The sequence below is a fragment of the Micrococcus sp. KRD096 genome (genome assembly GCF_017168495.1).
GTDB lineage: Bacteria > Actinomycetota > Actinomycetes > Actinomycetales > Micrococcaceae > Micrococcus > Micrococcus luteus.
This window is the reverse complement of the sequence record NZ_JABFAY010000017.1, coordinates 99,021-103,802: the sequence shown is the minus strand read 5'-3', so window position 1 is coordinate 103,802 and position 4,782 is coordinate 99,021. Positions and strand designations below refer to the sequence as shown.

Annotated in this window: 4 protein-coding genes; 2 read left to right on the top strand and 2 right to left on the bottom strand. The window is 73.0% G+C overall.

The window, feature by feature from the left end:
* Window positions 1–264: 264 nt before the first annotated feature.
* Both J1M41_RS08320 and J1M41_RS08315 read left to right on the top strand, forming a co-directional pair.
* A complete protein-coding gene (locus J1M41_RS08320; protein ID WP_206451545.1) occupies window positions 265–1,713 on the top strand; it encodes a PhoH family protein in 1,449 nt (482 codons plus the stop codon).
* 343 nt (window positions 1,714–2,056) lie between these two features.
* On the top strand, window positions 2,057–2,560 hold the full coding sequence (locus J1M41_RS08315; protein ID WP_036316321.1) for an A24 family peptidase: 504 nt from the start codon (window positions 2,057–2,059) through the stop codon (window positions 2,558–2,560).
* A 90-nt stretch (window positions 2,561–2,650) separates the two neighbouring features.
* Here the strand turns inward: J1M41_RS08315 and J1M41_RS08310 are convergent, their stop codons facing one another.
* On the bottom strand, window positions 2,651–4,072 hold the full coding sequence (locus J1M41_RS08310) for a class II fumarate hydratase (RefSeq protein WP_044659622.1): 1,422 nt from the start codon (window positions 4,070–4,072) through the stop codon (window positions 2,651–2,653).
* A 55-nt stretch (window positions 4,073–4,127) separates the two neighbouring features.
* Window positions 4,128–4,736: a carbonic anhydrase gene (locus tag J1M41_RS08305; RefSeq protein WP_036316346.1), complete on the bottom strand. Its 609-nt coding sequence runs from the start codon at window positions 4,734–4,736 to the stop codon at window positions 4,128–4,130.
* Between the last annotated feature and the right edge of the window lie 46 nt (window positions 4,737–4,782).

Below are 4,782 nucleotides of genomic sequence, written 5' to 3'. Positions count from 1 at the left end.
GACCCTGGCCGAGCGCGCCGGGGGACGGGCGGTGCATGCTCAAGGGCCCTCCTGGGGACGGGGAGCGGGCGGCCGTCGGGACGTCGGCGGCGCGTCTCCAGTGTAGGGAGCGCGGGACGCCGGGGCCGTGGCGGAGCCCGGACGGACCGTCACCGCGACTTCATCCCGGGTTCACCGTGCCGGGCCCCGGCGGACGACGCCGCTTCCTAGCGTGGCCCGTGGGCGGACCCCCGCCCGCATGGTTCACCGGCACAGGAGGCAGACATGGTGGCAGAGCTCGTGGAGCACGCGCAGACCCGGCAGGAGCCGTCGAGCCGGCCGGGCCAGGCGCGTGCCGAGGCGGGGCCGGCGGACGCGACCGGCCTGCGGACCTACGTGGTGGACACGTCCGTGCTGCTCTCGGACCCGCGCGCCCTGCTGCACTTCGCCGAGCACGAGGTGGTCCTGCCGCTCGTGGTGGTCTCGGAGCTCGAGGCCAAGCGCGCCGACCCCGACCTCGGCTACGACGCGCGCACGGCCCTGCGCCTGCTCGACGACCTGCGCGGCCGCCACGGCGCGCTGGACCAGCCCGTGCCGATCACCCCCGAGGGCGGCACGCTGCGGATCGAACTGAACCACGTGTCCGTGGACGTGCTGCCCCTGGGCATCCGCGGCACGGACAACGACTCCCGCATCCTCGCCGTCGCGAAGGCGCTCGCGGACGAGGGCGCCACGGTCACGGTCGTGTCCAAGGACCTGCCGATGCGCGTGAAGGCGGCGGCCATGGGCCTCGCCGCGGACGAGTACCGCCACGAGCTCGTGCGTGACTCGGGCTGGCGCGGCACCGTCTCCCTCAGCGTGGCGCAGGAGCGGCTGGACGCCCTCTACGACGACGGCGAGGTCGACCTGGCCGGCGTCCCGCTGGGGACCCTGACCGGCACGGGCGTCGAGACCGGGCCGGAGGAGGCCCCGGCCGAGGCGGACCGCCTTCCGGTCAACACGGGGCTGGTGCTCACTGCGCCCCGGGGCTCCGCCCTGGCCCGGGTCGGCGAGGGCGGCCGAGCCTGCCTGGTGCGCGGGGACCGCGACGTGTTCGGCCTGCATGGCCGCTCCGCCGAGCAGCGGCTGGCCATCGAGCTGCTGACGGATCCGAGCGTGGGCATCGTCTCCCTCGGCGGCCGCGCGGGCACCGGCAAGTCCGCGCTGGCGCTGTGCGCGGGCCTCGACGCCGTGATGGAGCGCCGCGAGCACCGCAGGGTGGTCGTGTTCCGCCCGCTGTACGCCGTCGGCGGCCAGGACCTCGGCTACCTGCCCGGCTCCGAGGGCGACAAGATGGGCCCGTGGGCGCAGGCCGTGTTCGACACCCTGGGTGCGCTGGTCTCCCCGTCCGTGGTGGACGAGGTGGTGGACCGCGGGATGCTGGAGATCCTGCCGCTGACGCACATCCGCGGCCGCTCGCTGCACGATGCGTGGGTGATCGTGGACGAGGCGCAGTCGCTCGAGCGGAACGTGCTGCTCACGGTGCTGAGCCGGATGGGCCGCAACTCGAAGGTCGTGCTGACCCACGACGTCGCCCAGCGGGACAACCTGCGCGTGGGCCGGCACGACGGCATCGCGGCCGTGGTGGAGCGCCTCAAGGGCCACCCGCTGTTCGGACACGTGACGCTGACCCGTTCCGAGCGCTCCCCGATCGCCGCGCTGGTCACGGACCTGCTGGAGGAGGGCCGGGCCTGAGCCGGGCGGCGGGGTCGGTCATGAAAAAGGGGCCGCTGCCGAAGCAGCGGCCCCCGGCGGGGGTGCTCGGCCCCGCGGAGGGGGGATGGGGGACCGAGGAAGCCCGCCACCATGGCCCCTTTGAAACGGGATTGAGGCCATGGGGTCTGTGTGAGCCCCGTACGTCCATGAGACGGCTGGAAGCTCGTGACTTCACAGTAGACCCACGCGAGGGCTCGTCGCAATGGGCGGCCCCGGTTGCGCTGTCGGCAGAACACCGGGTGGCCGGACCGTGAACGCGAGGTGGCCTGATCGCCTGTGGACGGCGGCCCGGCGGGTGCGCCGCCCGGCCTAGGCTGGGCGCATGAGCGGAGTGGGATGGGCGTGGACGCACGGCGCGCCGGCGACGGCGGTGCTGTGGACCCTGGGGCTGGCGTGGTTCGCGGTGTGCTCGGGCGTGCTCGTGCGCACGGACCTGCGGGAGCATCGGCTGTCGAACCGATGGACGCTGCGGCTGGCGCTGGGCGGGTTGGCGATGATGACCGGGGGAGCGCTGCTGGCGGGCCGGGGTGACCTGGCCCTCTGCAGCCTGCTGGGCGGTCTCGGCTACACCGTGGCGATGCTCGCGCTGCACGTGCTCAGCCGCGGCGGCCTCGGGATGGGGGACGTGAAGCTCGCCGGCGGCCTGGGCGTGTACACGGGGGTGCTCGGTCCGACGGCGGTGCTCGCCGCCGGGGTGGGCGCGATCCTGCTCGGCGGCGTCGTGGCGGGGCTGCTGGTCCTCGCGGGCCGGGCGACGGGGCGAACGGCGCTGCCGTTCGGGCCGGCGATGGTGGCGGCGGCCGCCGGAGTGCTGGTGCTGGCGTGAACGACGAGCGGCCGCCCTCCGCACGGGAGGACGGCCGCTCGGCGTCGTGGCCCGGGAGGCGGCGTCGCGCCGCTCACCGAATCCGCCGGATCACTCCGGGTGGGTCATGGACATGGTGTCCAGGGCCTTGTCCAGCTGCTCCTCGGTGATCTCGCCGCGCTCGACGTAGCCGAGGTCCACGACGGCCTCGCGCACGGTCATCTTGTTCGCGACGGCGTGCTTGGCGATCTTGGCGGCGGCCTCGTAGCCGATCACCTTGTTCAGCGGGGTCACGATGGACGGCGAGGCGCCGGCGAGGAAGGCGCAGCGCTCCTCGTTGGCCTCGATGCCGTCGATCATCTTGTCCGCCATGACGCGCGTCGTGTTGGCCAGCAGGCGGATGGACTCGAGCAGGTTGGCGGCCATCACGGGGATGCCCACGTTGAGCTCGAACGCGCCGTTGGTGGAGGACAGGGCGACGGTGGTGTCGTTGCCGATCACCTGGGCGCACACCATGATCGCGGCCTCGCAGATCACGGGGTTGACCTTGCCCGGCATGATCGAGGAGCCCGGCTGCAGGTCCGGGATGGCGATCTCGCCGAGGCCGGTGTTCGGGCCGGAGCCCATCCAGCGCAGGTCGTTGTTGATCTTCATGAGCGAGAACGCGATGTTCCGCAGCTGGCCGGAGGCCTCCACGAGGCCGTCACGGTTGGCCTGGGCCTCGAAGTGGTTGCGGGCCTCGGTCAGCGGCAGACCGGTCTCCTCGGCGAGCAGCTCGATCACGCGGGCGGAGAAGCCCTTCGGGGTGTTGATGCCGGTGCCCACGGCGGTGCCGCCGAGCGGGACCTCGGCCACGCGCGGCAGCGCGGACTGGATGCGCTCGATGCCGTAGCGGACCTGCGCGGCGTAGCCGCCGAACTCCTGGCCCAGGGTCACCGGAGTGGCGTCCATGAGGTGGGTGCGGCCGGACTTCACGACGCCGGCGAAGGCCTCCGCCTTCTTCTCGAGGGAGACGGCCAGGTGGTCCAGCGCCGGGACGAGGTCGTTCACGAGGGCGGCGGTGACGGCCACGTGCACGGAGGTCGGGAACACGTCGTTCGAGGACTGGGAGGCGTTGACGTGGTCGTTGGGGTGCACCTCGTCCTCGGAGCCGGCCTCCTTCAGTGCGCGGGTGGCGAGGGTGGCGAGCACCTCGTTGGTGTTCATGTTGGAGGAGGTGCCGGAGCCGGTCTGGAACACGTCGATCGGGTACTGGTCGTCGTGGTCGCCGGCGATGACCTGGTCCGCGGCGGCGACGATGGCGTCCGCGCGCTCCTGCGAGATGATGCCCAGCTCGGCGTTCGCCTTGGCCGCGGCCTTCTTGACCTGCGCGAGGGCGTGGATGTGGGCGGGCTCGAGGCCCTTGCCGGAGATCGGGAAGTTCTCCACGGCGCGCTGGGTCTGTGCACGGTAGAGCGCGTTCACCGGCACCTTCACCTCGCCCATGGTGTCGTGCTCGATGCGGAACTGCTGATCGGTGTTCTCTGCGGTCATGGTCACATCCTAGGACGGCGTGGGCGCCCGGTGCCGCACCGGACGCCCGACGTCGTCAGACCGCCAGGTCGCCGTGCACGCGGCCCGGTCGCGCGGTGCCCTCGGACAGCGAGTAGGTGAGCCCGACGACGGCGGTGCGCCCGGACTCGACGGCCGCGCGGACGGACTGCGAGGTCTCCAGGAGGTGGTCGCAGGTCTGGTCCACGTGCTCGGCCACGAACTCGTCGACCTCCTCCAGCCCGCGGCGACGCCCGGCCAGCACGGACGGGATGATGCGCTCCACGAGGGGGCGCACGAAGCCGCGCGGCATGGTGCCGGAGATGTAGGACTCGACCGTCGCCGTGACGGCGCCGCACGAGTTGTGGCCCAGGACGATGACGAGCGGGATCTCCAGCACGTCCACGCCGTACTCGATGGAGCCCAGCACGGCGTCGTCGATCACGTGGCCGGCCGTGCGCACCACGAACACGTCGCCGAGGCCGAGGTCGAAGATGATCTCGGCCGCCAGGCGCGAGTCGGCGCAGCCGAAGATCACGGCGACCGGGGCCTGACCGGCGGTCAGGTCGCTGCGCCGCTCGGCGTTCTGGTTCGGGTGGCTCGGCTCGCCCGCCACGAAGCGGCGGTTGCCCTCGGCGAGGACCTCCCACGCCTCGGCGGGGGTCAGGTCGGAGGTGGGGACGACGACGTCGGGGGCCGGCGTCGTCTCGGGG